Below are 18,370 nucleotides of genomic sequence, written 5' to 3' on the forward strand. Positions count from 1 at the left end.
AACTCCTGCAACAGCGCATCCAGACGCACCCGGGACAACCCGGAGAACTCCAACGCCCCCTCGTCCCAGCCTCCCCGCCCCGCCCCCGAGTCCTCTGCCACGGCCCCCACCATACGGACTGCCACGGAGGATGGAAACCTTCGGCCACCAGCACCATCCGCGGCGATCGTCACCCGGTGGGGCGACCGGGAGGTGGTCGCGGCGGCCACGAAGTTGCCATCAGCAACCGCTGCGGACGGCGACGACGCCGCGGACGGTGCCGGCCAGGACGCCGGCGAGGTTGCGTTCGCGTGGGTCGGCCGGGCCGGTGACTGTGACGACGCCGTCGTGGACGTCGACCTGCCAGTCCGGGTTCTCGGCCTGGATGATCTCCTGCACCTCGGCGCGGATGCGTTCGTCACGGCCGGCCAGGAGGTGGACGATGTCGCTGCGGCTGATCATGCCGATGACGCGGGCGTGATCCAGCACCGGCAGGCTCTTCATCATCGTCGAGGCCATCAGGTCGATCGCGATGTCCAGGTCGTCGTCGGCGTGGACGGTGACCACCAGGTGGTTCATCACGTCGGCGATGCGGCGTGGTGGCGTGTCGGTGGTCGTCCGGACGGCGGTCCTCGGCGCGTGGTCGTCCAGCGGGGCGGCGTCCTGGACGAGGTCGGCCTCGCTGACGATGCCGACGAGGACGCCGGTCGCGTCGACGACGGGCATGGCGGTGATCTTTCGATCGTCGAGGAGCCGCAGCGCCACGCCGACCGGTGTCTCCGCCGTCACGGTGACCGCGGGTGCGGTCATCAGATCCCGGATCAACATCGTGATCACCTCGACCGGCCCGTGGTTGCCGCGTCCATGCCTGCCGTCCCGGCCGAGACCTCGAGCTCGCAGCAGCGGCCGGGCCCGCGGATCAGCCGGATCAGGTCACTGCGGCCGACCGTTCCGACCACTCGTGCCTGGTCGACGACCGGCAGGTGCTCCGACCTCGTCGACCGCATGAGGCCGATGGCCGCGTCAATGGTGTCGTCCGGGCCGACGGTGACGACGCGGTGCGTCAGCGCGTCGCCGACCCGGCGCGACGGCGCCGTACCGGGGCCGCGGCCGGCCGCGGCCGGGACTCGGTCGCCGGCCAGAGCCCTGTCGCGGACGAGCTCTGTTTCGCTGATGATTCCGATCAGCGCGCCACGATCGTCGACGACGGGGATCGAGCTGAGCTGCTCCTCGTGCATCAACCGCAAGGCCGCCCCGGTCGAGGACTGCGTCCCCACGGTCACGGCCGGGGTGGTCATCGCCTCGCGGATCCTCATCGCCCTCACCTCTGCGTGTCGCGGCTGCTTCGTCGTCTAACCTCCAACCTCGCAGCTCGGACGCGACCTGGCTGGTGCCATTCGACCCACAGATCGCGGCCGTCAGTCCCAACCGCGGCGGGGGGAGTGGGTGGACGTCTGGGGGGAGCGGCTGCGGTAGACGATGTAGGGGCGGGTGAGGTAGCCCAGGGGTGCGCTGAAGACGTGCACGAGGCGGGTGAAGGGCCACAGGGCGAAGAGGGCGACCGCGACGAGCCCGTGGAGCTGGAACGTCAAGGGTGCTTCGGCCATCAGCTCCGGGTGCAGGTCGAAGCGGAAGAGGCCGCGGAACCAGACGGAGACCCCGTCGCGGTAGTCGTAGTGACCGAAGATGTTCGCGACCACGGTGTTCACCAGGCCGAGGACGATCACGGTGGCCAGGAACAGGTACATGACCTTGTCCATCCGGGTGGTCGCCGAGAAGACTGGTCCGACCGTGCGGCGGCGGTAGATGAGGATGGCCAGGCCGGCCACCGTGGCGAAGCCGGCGATCGCGCCGATCGAGACGGCGAGGAAGTGGTAGAGGCCTTCGGAGACGCCGACGGCCTCCGTCCAGGACTTGGGTACGCCGAGGCCGATGACGTGTCCGAGGAACACGCCGAGGATGCCGAAGTGGAACAGCGGGCTGCCCCACCGCAGCAGCCGGTTCTCGTACAGCTGCGACGACCGGGTGGTCCAGCCGAACTTGTCGTACCGGTACCGCCAGAAGTGCCCGACCACGAAGACCGTCAGGCAGATGTAGGGGAAGACCACCCAGAGGATCTCGTTCATCGGCGTGCTCCGGGGAACGTTGGCATCGGCAACAGTTGCGTCGCCGGATCGAAGGCCGGGGTCGCGTACGGCGTGAGTCCGACCTCCTCCTGCGGTGGGCCTTCGGCGGCCAGCCGGTCGATCGCGGCCCGTTCGTCGCCGCCGAGCGGTGGAAGCGTCGCGGTGACCGCCTGTACGGCGCCGTGCCAGGCGGACCCGGCGTCGGCGAGGGCCAGCCGGAGCAACTCGAGTCCCGCGCGGTGATCGAGCAGCAACCGCCAGCCGAGCTTCTGGTCAACAGTTGCCGCGTACTCCAGCACCACGCAGAGGTGGTCGGGCAGCTCGCTGTCGTCGAGCACGAAGCCGGACCGCAGGTAGGTCTGCTTGAAGCGCAACAGCGCGACTCCGCGACGCCTGGTGTCCCCGTGGGCGAAGTACGTCAGGTAGAGATTGTGCCGCCGGCGGTTGTCGAACGTGTCGACGTACTGCTGCTGCAAGACCGGCAGATCGTTGGATGCGAGCGCTTGAGTGGTGGCGCGCAGCGGATCTCCGACGACCCGGGGGAGTTCGGCCGCCGCCTGCTGAAGGAGGTGCAACCGCGGTGGCAGTGTGTCGTCCGGGTAGTCGAGGAGCAGCGACGCGGCCTGCCACGCGATGGTGAGGTCGCGAGGTGGCAGCTGCGGGTCCGGATACCTCATGGCTGATCGGCCTTCGGTGGGAAGAGGCCGTCCGGTTTGCCCTGTCCGTCCCAGTTCAGCAGATTGACGCGGTCGGCGGTCTGCCGGTCCTTCAGCAGGTGGAAGTTCTCGACGGCCAGGGGAGTCGGTGTCCCGGAGCCCTCGCCGAACGGACCCGATCCGCCCATGCCCGGACCACCTTCGTAGTCGAGTGAGCAAGCGATCTCCTCGAGTGCGTGCGCCTGCTCGGTGTGCGCGGCCGGGATCACGTAGCGCTCGTCGTACTTGGCCAGCGCGAGCAGCCGGTACATGTCGTACATGTCCTCCTCGGTCATGCCGACCGCGCGCGGGATGCCGCCGTCGGGGTCGCGACCGAGGTTGATGTCACGCATGTACGAGCGCATCGCGGCGAGCTTGCGCAGCACCAGGTCGACCGGCCCCACATCCCCGGCGGTGAAGAGCTCGGCCAGGTACTCGATCGGGATCCGCAGCGCGTCGATGGCGGCGAACAGGTTCTCCCGCTTCTCAGCGTCCTCACCGGTCTCGCGCACCACATCGACGACCGGCGACAGCGGTGGGATGTACCAGACCATCGGCAACGTCCGGTACTCCGGATGCAGCGGCAGCGCCACCTTGTAGCGGTTGATCAACGCGTACACCGGCGACCGTTGAGCCGCCTCGACCCAGTCGTGCGGGATCCCGGCTCGCTCTGCTTCCCGTCGTACGTCGGGGTCCGAGGGATCGAGGAACACGTCTCGCTGGGCTTCGTAGAGGCCGTGCTCGTCCGGTGTCGACGCGGCGGCCAGCACCTTGTCGGCGTCGTACAGCATCAGGCCGAGGTAGCGCAGGCGGCCGACGCACGTCTCGGAGCAGACGGTCGGCAGCCCGACCTCGACGCGGGGGAAGCAGAAGGTGCACTTCTCCGCCTTGCCGGTGCGGTGGTTGAAGTAGACCTTCTTGTACGGGCAGCCGGAGATGCACATGCGCCAGCCGCGGCAGCGGTCCTGATCGACCAGGACGATGCCGTCCTCGGTGCGTTTGTAGATCGCGCCACTCGGACAGGACGCGGCGCACGACGGGTTCAGGCAGTGTTCACAGATCCGGGGGAGGTAGAACATGAAGGTCTGCTCGAACTCGAACTTGACCTTGTCGCCGATCTTCTTCAGCACCGGGTCGCGTTCGGCCGTCGCCGCGGAGCCACCGAGGTCGTCATCCCAGTTGGCCGACCAGGACACCTTCATGTTCTGCCCGGAGATCAGTGACTTCGGCCGCGCGACCGGAGTGTGCTGCTGGGCGGGGGCATCGGTGAGCGTGGCGTAGTCGTAGGTCCAGGGCTCGTAGTAGTCCTGGATGGACGGCATCTTCGGGTTCGAGAAGATGGTCAGCAGCTTCTTCAGCCGGCCACCGGCCTTCAGCGTGAGCCGGCCGCGCTTGGTGAGGGTCCAGCCGCCCTTCCAGGTCTCCTGGTCCTCGTACGTCCGCGGGTAACCCTGGCCGGGCCGGGTCTCGACGTTGTTGAACCAGACGTATTCGGTGCCGGTCCGATTCGTCCACGCCTGCTTGCAAGTGACCGAGCAGGTGTGACAGCCGATGCACTTGTCGAGGTTCATCACCATCGCCATCTGCGCCATGACTCGCATCAGTAGGTCACCTCCTGCGAGCGCCGCCGGATCACGGTGACCTCGTCGCGTTGGTTGCCGGTCGGGCCGAGATAGTTGAAGGCGAAGGACAGCTGGGCGTACCCGCCGACCAGATGCGTCGGCTTGATCAGCAGCCGGGTGAGCGAGTTGTGGATCCCGCCGCGCTTCTTCGACGTCTCCGCGATCGGTACGTCGATCAGCCGGTCCTGCGCGTGATGCATGTAGACCGTGCCCTCGGGCATCCGGTGCGACACGATCGCCCGCGCCACCACGACACCGTTGCGGTTCACCGCCTCGATCCAGTCGTTGTCCGCGATCCCGACCTTGGCGGCGTCCTGGTCGCTCATCCAGATCGTCTGCCCGCCGCGCGACAGCGACAGCATGAACAGGTTGTCCTGGTACTCGGAGTGGATCGACCACTTGTTGTGCGGAGTCAGGTAGCGAACCGTCACGCCGTGCTCGGTGACCGAGCCGATCGCCGGTTCCGCGAACAGTGCGCCCATGTCCAGCGGCGGCCGGTAGACGGGCAGGTGCTCGCCGAGCTCGGCCATCCAGTCGTGGTCGAGGAAGAAGTGCTGCCGGCCCGTCAGCGTGTGCCAGGGCTTGAGCCGCTCGACGTTGATGGTGAACGGCGAGTACCTCCGGCCGCCGGACTCCGAGCCCGACCACTCGGGGGACGTGATGACGGGCACCGGCGCGGCTTGGGTGTCGGCGAAGGTGATCTGCTTGCCCTCGTGCTCGGCGGCGAGGTCGTGCAGCGGTTTGCCGACCCGGGTCTCCAGTGTCTTGAACCCCTCGGTGGCGAGGTGGCCGTTCGTCGTACCGGACAGCGCCAGGATCGCCTCACAGGCGTGGATGTCACGTCGCAGCGACGGCCGGCCGTCAGCCGGGCCGCCGCGGATCGCGCCGTTCTTCGCCCGGAGGTAGTCCACCGACCCGGTCACGTCGTACGTGACGCCCTTCGTCGTCGCGCCGAGCTTGTCCATCAGCGGTCCGAGGGCCGACATCTTGGCGGCCACGGCACCGTAGTCGCGTTCGACCTCGACGATCTTCGGCATCGTGACGCCGGGGATCGGGTCGCACTCGCCCGCCTTCCAGTCGCGGACGATGCCGTGCGGATTCGCCAGCTCGTCGGGTGTGTCGTGCAGCAGTGGTACGGCGACGACGTCGCGACGTGTCCCGAGATGCTCCTGGGCGAGCTCGCTGAACTTCTCCGCGATCGTCTGCCACGCGTCCCAGTCGGTGCGCGTCTGCCACGGCGGGGCGATCGCGGGGTTGAACGAGTGCACGAACGGGTGCATGTCGGTGGTGTTGAGATCGTGCTTCTCGTACCAGGTCGCCGCGGGCAGCACGACGTCCGAGAAGAGCGTGGTACTCGTCTGCCGGAAGTCCAGTGACAGCAGCAGATCGAGCTTTCCCCGGGGTGCCTCGTCATGCCATTCGACGTCCTGCGGACGGCTGCCCTCGCTGGCGCGCAGCGAGGAGCCGGCGCCGAGCAGGTGCTCGAGGAAGTACTCGTTGCCCTTGGCGGACGAGCCGAGCAGGTTGGCCCGCCAGACCGAGAGGATCCGCGGGAAGTTCTCGGGGGCGTCCGGGTCCTCGCACGCGAAGCGGAGTGCGCCGGTCGTGAGCTGGTCGACGATGTGCTCGGCGACCGGGCGACCTGCCGCCCGCGCTTCGTCGGCGAGGTCGTGGGGGTTGCGGTTGAAGGTCGGGTACGACGGCATCCAGCCGAGTCGCGCGCTGAGCGCGATCAGGTCCGCGGTGGTCTTCCCGGCGAGCTGCCCTTCTCCGGTCTTCGCAGCCAGCGTGTCGGCGCCGAAATGGTCGTACCGGAACTGGTCGGTGTGCAGGTACCAGTACGCCGTCTGGATCATCTGCCGCGGCGGCCGCGACCAGTCCAGACCGAACGCGAGCTGTGCCCACCCGGTGATCGGCCGGCACTTCTCCTGACCGACGTAATGGGCCCAGCCGCCGCCGTTGACCCCTTGGCAACCGGTGAGTGTCGTCAACGCGAGGAAGGCGCGGTAGATGGTGTCGGAGTGGAACCAGTGATTGGTCCCGGCGCCCATCACGATCATGGATCGCCCGTTCGAGTCCTCGGCGTTCTGCGCGAACTCCCGTGCGATCCGCGCGGCGGTCGCCGCCGGGACACCGGTGATGCCTTCCTGCCACGCGGGCGTGTACGGCGCGAGGTCGTCGTACGACGTCGGCCATTCGCCGGGGAGTCCCGGGCGTGCGACGCCGTACTGCGCAAGCATCAGGTCATAGACCGTCGTGACGAGGTGGCCGTCGATCCGGCGGACCGGGACGCCGCGTTCGAGGTCGCCGTCCTCGGAGTCGAAACGCGGGAGCCGGACGCGGACGGACTGGTCGCCGGTCAGCGAGAGCAGCGGATCGGTCGAGCCCAGGTCGAGATTCCATTTGCCTTGGCCGGATTCGCCGAAGCGGTGACCGAGGGATCCGTTCGGCACCACAGCCTCACCGGTGGCCGAGTCGAGGACCACGGTCTTGAACGCCGCGTTCTCCTCGCCCGCGAAGCCCCGCAGGTCGGCCGCGGTGAGGAACTTGCCGGGGCGGTAGGCGCCGTCGGCCTCGTCGAGCCGGACCAGGTACGGCAGATCCGTGTAGGTCTTGGCGTAGCGGGTGAAGTACGGCGTCTCGCGGTCGACGAAGAACTCCTTGAGGATGACATGGCCCATCGCCATCGCGAGCGCACCGTCCGTACCAGGTGCCGCAGGCAACCATTCGTCGGCGAACTTCACGTTGTCGGCGTAGTCCGGAGCCACCGCGACGACCTTCTGCCCGCGATACCGGGCCTCGGCCATCCAGTGCGCGTCCGGCGTCCGCGTCACCGGCAGGTTCGAGCCCCACATGATCAGGTAGCCGGCGTCCCACCAGTCCCCGGACTCGGGGACGTCGGTCTGGTCGCCGAACACCTGTGGTGAGGCCACCGGGAGATCGGCGTACCAGTCGTAGAACGACAGCATCGTGCCGCCGATCAGCGAGGTGAACCGGGCACCGGACGCGTGCGACACCATCGACATCGCCGGGATCGGCGAGAACCCGGCGATCCGGTCCGGGCCCCACTTCTTCAGCGTGTGCACGTAGGCGGCGGCGATGAGCTCGGTCGCCTCGTCCCAGGTCGCCCGGACGAGCCCGCCTTTGCCGCGGGCGGCTTTGTACTTTTGTGCGAGCGCCGGATTGTCGACAATGTGTGCCCACGCGGCCACCGGATCGCCGTACTGGGCCTTGGCCTCGCGATACAGCTGGAGCAGGACGCCGCGGATGTAGGGGTAACGGATGCGGGTGGGGGAGTAGGTGTACCAGGAGAACGCCGCTCCCCGCGGACAACCGCGGGGCTCGTACTCGGGCTTGTCGGGGCCGACCGACGGGTAGTCGGTCTGCTGGGTCTCCCACGTGATGATGCCGTCCTTGACGTACACCTTCCACGAGCACGAACCCGTGCAGTTGACGCCGTGGGTGGAGCGGACGACCTTGTCGTGGCTCCAGCGATCCCGATAGAAGTCGTCGGCGCCCCGGCCGCCGACCTTGTCCAGGGTGCGCAGATCGTCGGACACCCTGCCCTTGGTGAAGTAGCGGCGAGTCCGCACCAGCGCCTCGCTGAGACCGCCGTCCAGCCCGATCTCGGTGGTGGTCGGTGGACGATCCCCAGTGTTCATGCAGTCGCCTCGCTGATCGAGTGCTGGTTGCGCGTCTGGTTCGCGGTCCTTCTCACGATGGTCACGGTCAGCAGCAAGGTCAAGGCCGCGGTCACGGACAGCAACGCCAGACCGATCCCGTACGAGTCGGTGTGGCCGTAGACGTAGCCCATGATCAGCGGCGGCACGAAGCCGCCCAGTCCGCCGGCCGCACCGACGAGTCCGGTCACGCCGCCGACCCGGGCCGGATCGGTGACCTTGGCAACGAGTGCGAACGTCGCCCCGCTGCCGCCGCCCAGCGCGGCCGCCATCGACAGGAAGGCCGCCGTCCCGATGTGCTCGAGCAACGGTGTGGTGGCGGCGACCGCCGCGCCCACGACGACGATCGCGTAGCACGCGGCGAGGACGGGCACCGGTCCGAACCGGTCCGACAGCCAGCCACCGACCGGGCGCATCACGACGGCGACGATCACGAAGCCGGCCATCCGGTTGGCCGCGTCGGCGGCGCTGAGGTCGTAGGCGGTCTTCAGGTACGACGGCAGGTAGACCGAGAAGGCCACGTAGCCGCCGAAGGCCACGGCGTAGAGGATGCAGGCCTGCCAGCTGATCGGGAGCTTGGCGTTCGAGACCAGCCGGGCCAGGAACGAGCCCTGTGCCGGGCGCCGGTTCGGTGCGTCCCGCAGGACGAGCCACGCGAGTACGGCGTACGCGGCCAGTGCGCCGGCCGTGATCAGGAACGGGACACGGTGGCCGGCGTTGCTGTACAGCTTCACGGTGGTCAGTGCGCTGATCGCCGTACCGCCCATGCCCGCGCCGAAGATGCCGACCGCGAGACCACGGCGCTCCGGCGGGAACCACGCGCTGACGAACGGTACGCCGACCGCGAAGGCGGTGCCGCCGATCCCGAGGAAGAAGCCGCCCACCAGGAGCGCGCCGTACGAGTCGAGCCCGAAGAAGCCGATGAACAGGATCGGCAGGATGGTCGCCGCGGTGACCAGCGGGAACATCACCCGCCCGCCGAACCGGTCGGTCAGGGCCCCGACCGGGATGCGCCCGAGCGAGCCCACCAGCACCGGCACGGCGACCAGCAGCGCGACATCGGACTCGGACAGCCGTCCGAGCGTCCCTTGAGTCCGGAACAGCGGCCCCAGCGGACTGAGCAGAGCCCAGGCCCAGAAGTTCACCGCGAACCCCACGGTGGCGACGGCCAGCATCACCCACGGCCGTCGCTGGGTCCGCTCCACCGGACGATCGACGTCCCTCGCGCTCATCGCAACTCCTCGCACCGAAGTCAGGCTTCGATCGTCACGCGGCCCGACGGACCAGTCCAGGGCCAAGGGTCCCGCTGGATCGCGCCGAACGGCCCAGCGCGCCCGCGCAGGCTGGACCGGACAGCCCTGGTCCCCGGAGCCGGTCCCGGGTGGGGCCGGCTCCGGGGTGGGTGGTCACCTGCGGCGCGCGATGCGCTCCATGGTGTTGCGGACCGCGGTCTCGCTCGGCTGCGGCCACAGCACGTCCCACGCGTGGAACATCAAGCCGATTCCCCAGCCGAACAGCGGGAAGGCGGGCCAGAAGAATCCCGCACCCGTGAGGTACCAGATGACCACCAGGAAGGTGTTCACCGTCAGGTAGGCGAGGACATGCCCGGCGAGTTCACGCCGTTTGCGGAGTTCCTCCACCGCCTGCTCGCGCAATTGATCCTCGGGCCGCAACGGATCGGTCCGGTCGACGAGTGTCTTCTCGTCCATGACTGCCTCCTTGCTCATCACTTCCACCGTCTGCCGGCGCCGGGTGTCCGGACAGAGCACCAAGGCGCGCGATGGGCAGGACCTTCGGCTCTGCTGCCCGAACCACCACCGTCCGACGCTGGCACCGAAGGACGAGTGATGGGAGGACGTCATGAGTACGACGACGTATCCGGTCCGGGTGGACGGGGCGCTCGACGACCGGCTGAATCGGTGGTTGTGGCTGGTGAAGTGGGTGCTGGTGATCCCGCACCTGTTCGTGCTGGCGGTGTTGTGGATCGGGTTCGTCCTGCTGAGCTTCGTGGCGTTCTTCGCCATCTTGTTCACCGGGCGCTACCCACGAGGGATCTTCGAGTTCAATGTCGGGGTTCTGCGATGGACGTGGCGGGTGCAGTTCTATGCGTACGGCGCTCTCGGCACGGACAAGTACCCGCCGTTCACGTTGCACGACGTACCGGAGTACCCGGCGCATCTCGACGTTGCCTACCCGGAGCACCTGTCCCGTGGGCTGGTGCTGGTGAAGTGGTGGCTGCTCGCGATCCCGCACTACATCGTGGTCGGCTTCTTCCTCGGCAGCGGCACCTGGTTCGCCACCCAGGCGGACCACCGCACGCTGGTGTGGGGTGCGGGCCTGGTCGGTCTTCTGGTCCTGGTCGCGGCGGTCGTGCTGCTGTTCACCGGCCGGTATCCGCGGTCGGTCTTCGACCTGGTGCTCGGCATGGACCGCTGGGCGCTGCGGGTCGCGGCGTACGCCGCCTTGATGGTCGACCAGTACCCGCCGTTCCGCCTCGACATGGGCGGTGACGACCCCGGTACGACGCAATTGAACGAGCGGCCCCTCGACCGACGCCCGGCCGCCCCACCACCGCGTGAGCCCGAGCCGCGGATGTCGGCCGGGCGGACCATCGCGTTGATCACCGGCGTCCTCGTGACCCTCGCCTCCGTGGTCGGAATCGCTGTTGGGGCGGGGCTGGCCTGGCTCGATCAGGGCCGGCGCGATTCCGCGGGCTTCGTGACCTCGGACAAGGTGACGTTGAGTACGACCGGCTACGCGTTGACCAGCGAGACGCTGACGGTCGATGCCGGATCGGCATCGGTGCCGCAGCGCTGGTTCGGTGAGGCCCGGGTGCGGGTGTCGACGGTCGGTGGCGGCCCGGTGTTCGTCGGCATCGCCTCCGCGGCCGACGTGCGCAGATATCTGACCGGGGTCGGGTACACGTCGGTGACGGCTCTCGGCCCGAACCGCACGACGTACGACGACCACGTCGGCGCGGCGCCGTCGACAGCGCCGACCGAGCTGACGATCTGGCGGGTCCAGGCCGCCGGGCCGGGTGAGCAGACGATCATCTGGCCGGTCGAGAACGGCGACTGGACGCTGGTGGTGATGGCGCCGGACGGCAGCAGGAACATGAGCGTGCGGGCCGACGCCGGCGCCACGGCGCCCGCGCTGGAGTGGCTGTGGATCGCGGTGCTCGCGAGCTCGGGTGCCTTCCTCCTGCTCGGCACGCTGATTGTCGTGGTAGCGGTCGTCCGGCAGCCGATGCCGGGACCTTCGACTCTGCCGCGGACCCCTGCACCACCGGTCGAATGAGAGAGTGGAACAACGGCTGAAGGGTGATGCCCGTGGCGGTGCAGCGGATGGTGCGCTCGGACCTCGGCGGCTCGGGCACGGCGCGCGGCGAGAACACGTTCGTACGGATCCGCGCCGCCTGGGGTCTGGGCGAGCCGCCCGCCGGTGATGCCGACCAGTACTCGGTGCATCCGGGGAGCCGGCCGCTGATCGTGAAACACCGCGGCGCCAAGCGGACCAAGACCGTGTACGCCGATCCGCACGGCACCCGCACAGTTCCGACCACACAGGGGGAGCGGGCCGCCCTGGTGCTGACCGACGAGGACATCGAGGAACTCGGCCGCTGCTCCGTCGCCGCCGACCGGCATTTCGGGCGTCCGACCGAGCTCGAGTGGTCGAAGGACGGTGCCTCGGGCGGTCTGTCGGTGGTCGAGGTCCGCCGGCGGGCGATGCCCGCGGTGACCATCGAAGGTCCGCGCCGGGTCGCTCGGGCCCGGCGCATCAGCCAAGGGAGCATTAGATGAACAAGTTCATCCTCGTAGGGATCGACGACACGCCGGAGAGTCAGCTCGCGCTGCACTGGGCCGTGGAGGCGGCCGGCGAGCGCGGGATAGCGATCCGGGTGGTCCGGGCGTACCTGAACGAGCTGAGCCGGTGGCCGGCGCTGGGGGTCGAGGGCTACGTTCCGCCGCCGATGCCGCTGGACCAGTACGAGGAGGAGGTCGAGGCCGCCGTGCGGTACGCGCGGGACCGGCTCGGCTACGAGGGTGGATCGGGATGGCTCGCGAGCGACGCCGCCGCGCCTGCGATCCTGAGCGAGGCCGGGGAGGCCGAGATGGTGGTGGTCGGGACCCGGTCGCGGAACAAGATGTCGGCCGTCGTGCTCGGTTCGGTGGCGACGTCGGTCGCGTCGAAGGCCCCGTGCCCGGTGGTCGTGGTGCGCGGCGAACGCCGTACCGGACCTGTGGTCGTGGGCACCGATGGCTCGGACGACTCGGCCGAGGCAGTGGCCTTCGGGTTCGAGGAGGCGGCTCGGTCCGGTCAGCCGCTGCGGGTCGTGTACTGCTGGCATCCGCAGGATCAGCATGCCGATTCGATCGCGAGCACCGAGGGACTGCTGAAGAACTGGCTGGCCGAGAGCCTCGCACCGTACCGGAACGAGTACCCGACGGTACGGGCGCAAGCCTCGGTGATCGTAGGCCGGGCGAGCTCCCAACTCGTCGACCTCTCCGCCGACGCATCCCTGATGGTCGTCGGCTCCCGCGGCCGCGGCGGCGTCACCGGGCTGCTGCTCGGCTCCGTCAGCCAGAGCCTCCTCCACCACGCAGACTCACCCGTCGCCGTCGTCCGCAAGCACGACTAGGTGCTGGTGGTGCAGACGTACCGCTCGACGAGTTCGAAGGGACCGCCTTGGAGGGAGACTTCGTTGCGCCAGGCCATGGTCGTGTCGTCGATGACCTGCCACGACAGGCGCAGGCGGACGGGTGGACTTCCGATGCTCTCGAAGGTGAGGAGGTCGCCGTCGATGTGGCCGGACAGGATCTCTAGGTGGCCGTAGTTGTCGGCGACCGAGGCGCGGTACTCGCCGGCCTGGGGATCCCAGCCGGCCAGCCAGTGCAGCTGCCAGTGGAGGACGAACGTTCCGTCGGTGAGGAACTGGTCCTGCTGGTAGTCGCCGACGATCCACAGGCCGTTCTGGATCGTGTGGTGCCGGCCTTCGCCGGTCGCGGTCATCGCGGGGCTGCCGGGTCCCATGCCGCCGGCCTGGATGGTGCCGGTCCACCGCACGTCGCGGTGGAACCGGGCCAGCTGCTGCATCTCCTCACCGGGCTGCAGCGGCAGCGGAACGCCTGCTACCGGTGCTGATGTCATCACGCGCCTCCTGTCATCTGCCGTGGGCGGCGGAGATGACCTCCAGCGACCACCTCCCGGTCGTAGTCCGGCAGTTCGAGTCAAGCCGTGGACGGCTACTGCCGGGAGGGCCGAAGGTCCCGCTGGGAGCTGTAGTTCGGCCGCAGCCGCAGCGGGCGCGAGGTGCCGGATCCTGAGGACGCGATCGCGGGAGCGATCACCGGACGATGGCGATGGGGCACTTGGTGTGGTGCAGGACGCTTTGGCCGACGGAGCCGAGCAGGAGGCCGGTGAAGCCTCCGCGGCCGCGGGAGCCGACGACGATCAGGTCGGCGGATTCGGTGCGGCGGGTCAGGGCGTGGGCGGCGGAGCCGCTGGCCAGTTCGGTGGTCCATCGCACGTCGGGATGGTCGGCGGCGGCGCCGGCGACGGACTCGGCGACGAGCAGCCGGGCTTCGTCCTGGATCTTGTCCTCGTCGAACTGGAGCATGGAGGCGCCGTCGGCGTAGGTGAGGAAGGGCGAGGTCCAGGCGTGGATCGCGACCAGGTCGGCGTGCATGGCCTCGGCCTGGTCGAAGGCGAATTCGATCGCCTGGGCCGAGGCTTTGGATCCGTCGACGCCGACGACGACGGTTGGTCCTTGGTGGGCGTGCGGTCGTGGGTCGTGCGGGATGACGACGGCCGGGCAGAGGGCGTGGGTGGTGACTTGGGAGGCGACGGAGCCGACCATGAGTCCGCTCCAGCCGCCGAGGCCGCGTGATCCCACGACGACGAGCCGGGCGTGTTCGGCTTCGTCGAGTAGTGCTTTGACGGCGCCGCCGCCGACGAGGCTGGTCTCGACCGGGAGTCCGGGATGCTGCAGGCGGACGGTCTCGGCGACTGCTTCGAGTCCTTTCTGCCGGGCGGTCCGCAGGGCGTCGAGCGGGACGACGTGTCCGGGGGTGGGGCGCGAGACGATGACGAGTTCGAACGCTTCGACGATCTTCAGCGTTGCCATCTGCCGGCTGGCTTCGGCGGCGGCCCAGCGCAGCGCGTCCTGGCTGCCTGGTGAGCCGTCGTATCCGACCACGATCGGACCGGAGTGTGACGACATGATCAACCGTCCTGTCTGTTCAGAACCACTGGTCGAAGGAATCGCGCCAGTCCCGCCGGGGCGTCCGCCCGTTGGGCTGAGCGGGGTAGCCGATCCGGATCACCATCTGCGGCCAGGCTCGGCCACCGATCAGCTCCCGGACCTGTGAGCGCGGAGCAGTACGCTCCAGCACCTGGTTGAGGAACGACGCGGTCACGTCGTACGACGTCGCCACCAGCAGAACGCGCTGCAGCGCCTGGCCGGCCCGGACCCAGGCTCCGGTGTCCTCGTCGGGCGTACTGAGTACGGCGACGGCCGGATGCGTCTCGTAGACGGCCTGGCCGCGCTGCGTGCCTTCGAAGCCTGCCGACAGATCCCGGACGAAGGCCGGTCCGGTGGGCAGTGGACCGAGGGTGCTGTCCTCGACCCCGTCGCCCGAGCGTTCTCCGCCGATCCAGCGCTGACGTTCGTGCAGCCGATCCTCGTCGTGGAGGTCGCTGTCGTCGGTGCGCCGGGCGATGGTGGCGAGCTGGGTCAGTTCGGTGTGGCCGAGCCAGTGCAGCCGGGCACCTTCGGACTGCGCGGCTTCGTCAAGTGTTCGCAGGATCTTCGGTGAGACGGCGCGGTCCAGGAGCGGACCGCGATACGTGTGCCGCCGACGGACTTCGCCGTACAGCCCACTGAGCCCGGGGACCGGTACCTGGCGGGCCGCGAGGAAGATGCGGGCGGCCAGTTCGGGATGGAGCGGATCGGGGTCCGGTACGACGCGCGACTCATGGCCGAGCATCGCCGCTGCCACCCGGATGCCGAACACGGCCGCTCCGAGGCCGATCCGCGCGGCGCGACCGGCCGGATCCGTGGCGAGCAGGATGCGCTCTGCGTCGAGCAGCACGTCGATCACCGGCCCGTGGACCTCGAACCGCCACGGTTGCGTGTTGTGGATCGACGGCGCATGTACCGCGGCCGTGAGCAGGATGCCCACCTCGTCGTCGGTCAGCACGGAGGTTGTCTTCATCGGCGGTCCGTTCTGTGGCCCTCCTCGCGGCACGGACCTCGTGCCTGTTCCAGCGTGGGCCGGCGTGTCAGCGGGGGCCTAGCGGCAAGAGTCCCGGATCGGCGGGACGTTCGGCTTGTGGTGGTGAGGTGAGAACGGCCCTGACCGCGGCGCGGGCCAGATCCGACGATCGAAGTGTCCGAATCGAGTGAAAGGAACGCATCATGACCACCACGCCGAACCGGCGCCACCTGCCGGCACCCGCGCTGGAGCCGGGCGGCGATCAGCTCCCGATCATCACGCCGATGGCCGGCCGCGCGCTCGCCGTACTGCGGATCGTGTACGGGCTCACGTTCTTGTGGGCCTTCTTCGACAAGTTGTTCGGCCTCGGTTACGCGACCCCGTCCGGCAAGGGCTGGATCGACGGTGGCGACCCGACCGCCGGGTTCCTGGGCAAGGGCACCGACGGGCCGCTGGCCGACTTCTACCAGTCGCTGGTCGGTGACTGGTGGGTCACTCCGCTGTTCATGATCGGTCTGGCCGGGATCGGTGTGGCGTTGACCCTGGGCGTCGGGATGCGGATCGCGGCCGGTGCCGGTGCGCTGCTGTACGTGCTGATGTGGTCGGCGTACCTGCCGCCGGACAACAACCCGGTGCTGGACGACCACATCGTCGGCGCCATCACGGTCGTCGTCCTCGCGCTGGTTGCTGCGGGCAACGTGTGGGGTCTGGGTAAGTGGTGGAGCAGCCTGGACTTCGTCCGCAAGTACCCCTGGCTGCGGTGAGCACCATGACCGTCCGGCCGGTCATCCACGTGGGGGTCGACGGCTCCTGGCGGGACACCGGCGCGCTGGAGTGGGCCGTGCTGGAGTCGCTGCTCCGGCACGAGCCCCTCCGGGCGGTGCACGTGATCGAGGACAAGCCCCGGCACGCGCCGGGCTGGGAGCCGGACATCGTGGACGACTCCGCGGTGGAGCTTGTCGGCGAGGTCCAGAAGTATCTGGACGAGAGTCCCGGCGCGCTCGACCACGAGGCCGATCTCCGGGTCGGCCCGCCGGCCCGGACCCTGGCCGAACTCGCGGCCGGCAGCCGGATGCTGGTCGTCGGCCGCCGGGGCACGGGAACCTTCCAGCGACTGCTGATCGGGTCCACGTCCGAGGCGGTCGCGACGAAGGCGACGGTGCCGGTCGTGATCGTGCCCGACCAGTGGAAGCCCGCGGACCACTCCGGTCCGGTGCTCGTCGCGGTGGACGACTCCGACACCAACCAGGCAGTCATCGAGTTCGCCATCGCGGCGGCGACCGAGCGCGGACTGGCCGTGCGGCTGGTCCACGTCTGGGACCTGCCGGCCATCTACAGCTGGGACGCGACGAACGTCGCCGGCGTCAGCGCCGAATGGACCGAGAACGCCGAGCGTCACCTCCAGAACGTCGCCGCCGAATGGCCGCCGCGGTATCCCGGCGTGCGGCTGGAGACCGAGGTGCGCCGCGGCCATGCCGTCGACGGCATCATCACGGCGGCCACGGAGTCCGATGCGCAGCTCCTGGTCGTCGGCCCCAGCCATCACACCATGCTGACGTCGTTCCTGCTCGGCTCCGTGACCCGTGGCGTCCTGCACCACGCGACGTGCCCGCTGGCAGTCGTCCCGACGACTCGCGAGCCGTGACGGACGGAACGAAGAACGGAAAGGTGAGACAGATGGGTACCTGGATTCGGACCGGCCCGGTGGTGGTCGAGGTCGACGGGAGTGCGGAGAATCTGCGGATCGTCGACTACGCCGTCGCGGAGGCGCTGCGCTGCGGTGCCGAGCTGGTGCTGGTGGCGCCGTATTCGGCGCACGGGTCGTTCTCGCCGGTGATGGCGGGGTATTCGCCGAAGGCGCCGGCCGAGTTGGCCGATGACGCGTTGCGGGCGGCGGTGGCGCATATCCGGCATCGCAATGGTTATGCGTTGGCGCTGGCCGCGGTGGCCGGTGAGGGGTCGCGGTTGCGGGTGCTGGCGCATGCGGCGCGGAGGGCGCGGATGCTGGTGGTCGGGCGGACGCGTGGCCGGGGGCCGCAGCGTCTGGTCAACACCCAGGCGAGTCTGACGCTGGCCGGCCGGGCCGGCTGCCCGGTGGTGGTGGTACCGGCGTCGTGGAAGCCGTCGCTGCTGGGCCGCAAGGTTGCCGTCGGCATCGATGGTACGGCGCTGTCGGCCGAGGCGCTCGAGTTCGCGTTCAGCATGGCGGCCGGCCGCGAGGCGGATCTGGTCGTGGTGCACGCGGGACTGCCGGCCGAGCATGCCTGGAACGACGACGACCCGGAACACTCCTGGATCAGCCGGGCGGACCACCTGCTGTCGGAGACGCTGGCGCCGTGGACGAGCCGGTTCCCGGGGGTGCGGGTGACGCGGTTCCTGAGCAGTCGTCCGCCGGCGGCGGCGCTGGTGCATGAGAGTGGCGAGGTCGGGCTGGTCGTGGTCGGGTCGCACGATGGCCGGTTGCCGGCCGATCCGGTGGCGCGCCGGTCGGTGGCCGCGATGACCTGCCCGGTCGCGATCGTGCCTCATCACTCGGGCGTCACCGAGCGGGTGGACCGTGAGCATCGGCGGGCGGCCGTGCGGGGCGGGTTCGTTGTGCCGACGTATTGAGAACTGATCGGAGGGATTGATGATGTCCGGGTGTGTTCGTGCACTGGTGGTGTATGAGTCGATGTTCGGGAACACCGAGCGGATCGCGCGGGCGGTCCGTGACGGTCTGCGGGAGAGTGTTGCGGCCGAGACCGTGCCGGCGTTCAAAGCGCCTGCTGTCATCCCGGGTGATGTGCGGCTGCTGGTGGTCGGGGGTCCGACGCATGCGTTTTCGATGAGCCGGGTCTCGACCCGGCAGGACGCGACGCGGCAGGGTGAGGTGGTGATGCCGGTCGAGGTCGGCATCCGTGAGTGGCTGGGGGCGCTGGGCAGCGCGACACGCTCGGGTGCCGGGCGGCCGAGGCGTCTCGAGGTGGCGACGTTCGATACCCGGATCGCGAAGGTGCGGCGGTTGCCGGGGTCGGCGGCGCGGTCGGCGGCGAAGGTGTTGCGGAGGCTGGGGTT

The 18,370-nt window shown here is 69.3% G+C and carries 18 protein-coding genes; 7 read left to right on the forward strand and 11 right to left on the reverse strand.

Features of this window, described 5'->3' with window-relative positions:
• Positions 1–219: 219 nt before the first annotated feature.
• From ACZ6O0_RS44065 to ACZ6O0_RS44100, 8 genes are all read right to left on the reverse strand, one after another.
• Positions 220–807: a CBS domain-containing protein gene (locus ACZ6O0_RS44065; protein WP_465771104.1), complete on the reverse strand. Its 588-nt coding sequence runs from the start codon at positions 805–807 to the stop codon at positions 220–222.
• Between the two features lie 5 nt (positions 808–812).
• A complete protein-coding gene (locus ACZ6O0_RS44070) occupies positions 813–1,295 on the reverse strand; it encodes a CBS domain-containing protein (RefSeq protein WP_465771105.1) in 483 nt (160 codons plus the stop codon).
• Positions 1,296–1,397: 102 nt separating this feature from the next.
• Positions 1,398–2,105 (reverse strand): respiratory nitrate reductase subunit gamma, encoded by a 708-nt coding sequence (gene narI / locus ACZ6O0_RS44075; protein ID WP_465771106.1) that lies wholly within the window; start codon positions 2,103–2,105, stop codon positions 1,398–1,400.
• On the reverse strand, positions 2,102–2,782 hold the full coding sequence (narJ, locus tag ACZ6O0_RS44080) for a nitrate reductase molybdenum cofactor assembly chaperone (RefSeq protein ID WP_465771107.1): 681 nt from the start codon (positions 2,780–2,782) through the stop codon (positions 2,102–2,104). Before narJ ends, narI begins: the two co-directional genes overlap by 4 nt.
• On the reverse strand, positions 2,779–4,401 hold the full coding sequence (gene narH, locus ACZ6O0_RS44085) for a nitrate reductase subunit beta (RefSeq protein ID WP_465771108.1): 1,623 nt from the start codon (positions 4,399–4,401) through the stop codon (positions 2,779–2,781). The genes narJ and narH overlap by 4 nt, the downstream gene beginning before the upstream one ends.
• Entirely contained in the window at positions 4,401–8,084 is a 3,684-nt protein-coding gene (locus ACZ6O0_RS44090) for a nitrate reductase subunit alpha (RefSeq protein ID WP_465771109.1), read from the reverse strand. Before ACZ6O0_RS44090 ends, narH begins: the two co-directional genes overlap by 1 nt.
• Positions 8,081–9,334: an MFS transporter gene (locus ACZ6O0_RS44095; protein ID WP_465771110.1), complete on the reverse strand. Its 1,254-nt coding sequence runs from the start codon at positions 9,332–9,334 to the stop codon at positions 8,081–8,083. The genes ACZ6O0_RS44090 and ACZ6O0_RS44095 overlap by 4 nt, the downstream gene beginning before the upstream one ends.
• Before the next feature lie 174 nt (positions 9,335–9,508).
• The gene (locus tag ACZ6O0_RS44100; protein WP_465771111.1) at positions 9,509–9,811 is read right to left on the reverse strand and encodes a 2TM domain-containing protein; all 303 of its coding nucleotides are present in this window, start codon (positions 9,809–9,811) and stop codon (positions 9,509–9,511) included.
• Positions 9,812–9,962: 151 nt separating this feature from the next.
• On the opposite strand from ACZ6O0_RS44100, the gene ACZ6O0_RS44105 reads away from it, so the two are divergent.
• The 3 genes from ACZ6O0_RS44105 to ACZ6O0_RS44115 are packed head-to-tail and all read left to right on the forward strand — an operon-like array spanning position 9,963 to position 12,741.
• Entirely contained in the window at positions 9,963–11,399 is a 1,437-nt protein-coding gene (locus tag ACZ6O0_RS44105) for a DUF4389 domain-containing protein (protein WP_465771112.1), read from the forward strand.
• A gap of 32 nt (positions 11,400–11,431) precedes the next feature.
• Positions 11,432–11,902: a PEP/pyruvate-binding domain-containing protein gene (locus ACZ6O0_RS44110; RefSeq protein WP_465771113.1), complete on the forward strand. Its 471-nt coding sequence runs from the start codon at positions 11,432–11,434 to the stop codon at positions 11,900–11,902.
• Positions 11,899–12,741: a universal stress protein gene (locus ACZ6O0_RS44115; RefSeq protein ID WP_465771114.1), complete on the forward strand. Its 843-nt coding sequence runs from the start codon at positions 11,899–11,901 to the stop codon at positions 12,739–12,741. Before ACZ6O0_RS44110 ends, ACZ6O0_RS44115 begins: the two co-directional genes overlap by 4 nt.
• On the opposite strand, the gene ACZ6O0_RS44120 is transcribed toward ACZ6O0_RS44115, so the two are convergent.
• The 3 genes from ACZ6O0_RS44120 to ACZ6O0_RS44130 all read right to left on the reverse strand — a co-directional run bounded on the left by ACZ6O0_RS44120 (position 12,738) and on the right by ACZ6O0_RS44130 (position 15,316).
• On the reverse strand, positions 12,738–13,250 hold the full coding sequence (locus tag ACZ6O0_RS44120) for a DUF1579 family protein (protein ID WP_465771115.1): 513 nt from the start codon (positions 13,248–13,250) through the stop codon (positions 12,738–12,740). The genes ACZ6O0_RS44115 and ACZ6O0_RS44120 overlap by 4 nt on opposite strands.
• 196 nt (positions 13,251–13,446) lie before the next feature.
• Positions 13,447–14,322: a universal stress protein gene (locus ACZ6O0_RS44125; RefSeq protein WP_465771116.1), complete on the reverse strand. Its 876-nt coding sequence runs from the start codon at positions 14,320–14,322 to the stop codon at positions 13,447–13,449.
• A gap of 19 nt (positions 14,323–14,341) precedes the next feature.
• Positions 14,342–15,316 (reverse strand): Acg family FMN-binding oxidoreductase, encoded by a 975-nt coding sequence (locus tag ACZ6O0_RS44130; RefSeq protein WP_465771117.1) that lies wholly within the window; start codon positions 15,314–15,316, stop codon positions 14,342–14,344.
• 203 nt (positions 15,317–15,519) lie between these two features.
• Here ACZ6O0_RS44130 and ACZ6O0_RS44135 point away from each other — a divergent pair, with 203 nt between their 5' ends.
• The 4 genes from ACZ6O0_RS44135 to ACZ6O0_RS44150 form a co-directional block, all read left to right on the forward strand.
• Positions 15,520–16,080 (forward strand): hypothetical protein, encoded by a 561-nt coding sequence (locus tag ACZ6O0_RS44135; protein ID WP_465771118.1) that lies wholly within the window; start codon positions 15,520–15,522, stop codon positions 16,078–16,080.
• A 5-nt stretch (positions 16,081–16,085) separates the two neighbouring features.
• On the forward strand, positions 16,086–16,961 hold the full coding sequence (locus tag ACZ6O0_RS44140) for a universal stress protein (RefSeq protein WP_465771121.1): 876 nt from the start codon (positions 16,086–16,088) through the stop codon (positions 16,959–16,961).
• Positions 16,962–16,993: 32 nt separating this feature from the next.
• A complete protein-coding gene (locus ACZ6O0_RS44145; protein ID WP_465771119.1) occupies positions 16,994–17,926 on the forward strand; it encodes a universal stress protein in 933 nt (310 codons plus the stop codon).
• A 61-nt stretch (positions 17,927–17,987) separates the two neighbouring features.
• Positions 17,988–18,370: hypothetical protein (locus ACZ6O0_RS44150; protein WP_465771120.1), on the forward strand; the 383-nt coding region annotated here is incomplete at its 3' end.

It is taken from the genome of Kribbella sp. NPDC048837, assembly GCF_055586945.1.